The 2605-nt window shown below is 60.7% G+C and carries 2 protein-coding genes; both read left to right on the plus strand.

Annotation, left to right across the window (positions count from 1 at the left end; all coding sequences use genetic code 11):
* Positions 1-555 (plus strand): hypothetical protein (locus tag OSA81_13615; protein MDE0900039.1); only part of this gene is annotated, 555 nt, incomplete at its 5' end.
* Positions 552-2605: hypothetical protein (locus OSA81_13620; protein MDE0900040.1), on the plus strand; the 2054-nt coding region annotated here is incomplete at its 3' end. The genes OSA81_13615 and OSA81_13620, both read left to right, overlap by 4 nt.

The raw sequence follows: 2605 nt of genomic DNA on the forward strand, positions 1-2605 counted from the left end.
GCCCGCATGCTCGGCTATGCCACTGCTGATCCGACAAGAGAAGTGAGCATCACAGGGCCCGATGGTCCGCTCCGATTCCCATTCCCGCTGCTAACCGAGGTGAGCCAAGACAACATCTTGCCGGCGCTCATGGAAGCGTTCGTCAAATGCTATGGCACGGTCTCAGTTCAACACCAAAAGGCCTTCGCCGCTTATGAGCGCCTATACCAGCTGGGTGAGGGCTCGGGAAAGGTGTACATGCTCCACGGCGAGGCCGAAACCTTCATGCGCGAGGGAACCGTTCCCTTTACCGCAGAGGACCGGGACCGTTACAAGAAGGCCTGTGGGGAAACTGAGGAGGAAAGAACTACCAATCTGGTGACGTACCTCGAAGCGAACATTAAACGATTCGAGAGAGTTAAGGCCATGCCCTTCGCAGGTACGGAGTTCCGAAAGTCAGTTGGCGTCGTAGAACCTGAGGACGCGATGACCCACGAGCTGGTCGACGACCTTATTCGTGGTTACAGCGAAGTTCTGACCTCTCTGCACACTCGGTCAACCGGATCCGTCGTGTGACAGACAGCAGCGCAACCCCTGTCATTCCCCTTGAGGCGAAGACACGACACCTCACAATCCTCGCGGCGGACCTAACCGGTCCGGACGCGAAATTCGTCGAGACCTTTGACCAGTGGGCTGCCGAAGACCTCATGACCGCCGTTGCGCTCATAGACCTGGGAGATGCGGGGAGAGACCTTGAAGCTCCCGTCACCTGGGTCCGTGCGCAAGGCAGTACCACGTGCACGCTCGAAGAGGTTCTGACCGGTGAGATGTGGCCAGCGGTCACTTTTGTCTCGGTAAGGAGCGGCCCATTGAGCTCTATCGAGAGCACGCGGTGTGATCGAGAGTTGGAGCTCCTCGACGCTGTCCGATCGTCGTTCCTCAGCGGATGCGAGTTCCGCGCCTATACCGTCAGTTGCGCAGAACCGGAGGGCGACTTCGGACCAGAGTTGTTCGATCCGCGCTGGGACGCCCATTTCCTTCACGACCTCATCCTGATCGCTGACGCGGAGGTAGCAGTTCTCCCACTTCGAGCTCGCGACCAGCCAAGCACCTGCCTACTGATCGCCCTTCTCGCGACCGGGGGCTTCCGCTGGCTCGAAGAGCCGGTCCTCAACCTGCACGATGATCCGGCTGGAAATATCACCCCGGCGCGCCTGATCCGGGGCCAACTCCGGGTAGTCAACTCCGGGCACATGGTCGACGACGTGCTCGCCGGTGCGTTCCCGGAGAGCGGCCCGTGGATCGTCCCACCGGGCATCAACGCGATTCAGGCCTCTAACCGTTCACCTATCGGACCAGAGGTTTCGGCAGGCATCGCCGATGCGAGCGGCTTCGCCTTTCGGAGGTTCCAGGCACCTCCCGCACATCGAGCAAGCGAAATCGGAATCCTGCAAGGTCTCCGCCTATTCCTCCGCAACTTCATCGCAGCCGCCAAAAAGGCCCCGTTGCTGGTGATCGACCAGGTTGCGACACGTGTTGGTGAGGGAGTTGCAGCGGCAGCCCAGCAACTCACGTTCGGAGAGAATTCCAGAGTGGTCATGAGGTTCCGCCCCGGAATGTCCAACAATGACTCCGACAACCTGCTCTTCCGGCTCCAAGAGGTGGGGATGCCCGACACCGGGCCACCCGCGATACCTGATCCGAAGCCGTGGATTCTCCTCCGGGAAGCTGCCTTCAGCCTCGTCGACGGAGGCGACCTTCCCGAAGGGGTTCCCACTCCGATGCACGACACACAGCGCCTCCTCTACCTCGACCCGTCAGCCGTCGGGCCAGCACCAGACGACGAGGCGTTCAGCCTTTCAGGCCTCGAACTTGAGTTGCTCGACTTGGACACCGATCTGTCAGAGATCGGCTCGATGGATGTCGTCAATGCGCGGGCCGTAGACGCCGCTTTAACCCGGTTCGATGATGGGGACGACACCAGCGACGATCCATCTACAGACCTCGCCCTGGACTCTGGCGCTCCTAGCAAGCCCGACCAAGAGGCGGAAGTCTCCGACGATGCCTCCCGCCCCGAATACCACCGACCAGACCACTCGGAGTTCGATCCAACCAACTACCTGGCGGTCGCCGCGTTCTATCAGGGGCCCTCCGACGTGGTCCCCGACCAGTACGGCACCCATCAGACGATGCACAAAGACGCTCTTCGAGAACACGAACTGATCGACGGGCCATGGAAGGCCGACGGCCGCTGTGACCATTGTGGAACGTCCTTCCACCACGGTGTCTGCTACCGCCATACACCTTCTGGACTGCTCGTAAACATTGGCCACATCTGTGCTCGGAAATCTTCACTCCCGATTCCCGACAAGGATCCATCGCGAACGATTGTCCTCTCGCTCCAGGATCGCTGGCGCAGTTGGCTGATGGTTCGCCGCCATTGCCTCCTCTGGCAGGTCGGTAACCATCTCGCTACGGCAACTGACGATGCCCGCAAGAACCTCGCTAAAGGCATGGTCGAACGAGAGGCGCCTGACAGTTCCATGGAGAACGTGGAGGCCGCCCAGGCCAAGCTACGCCTGGCGACTCTTCGAAATCTGGCGCTGTCCGTGCTCACCGGGTTGGG

It is taken from the genome of Longimicrobiales bacterium (genome assembly GCA_028823235.1).
Classification (GTDB): Bacteria; Gemmatimonadota; Gemmatimonadetes; order Longimicrobiales; family Gaopeijiaceae; genus UBA2589.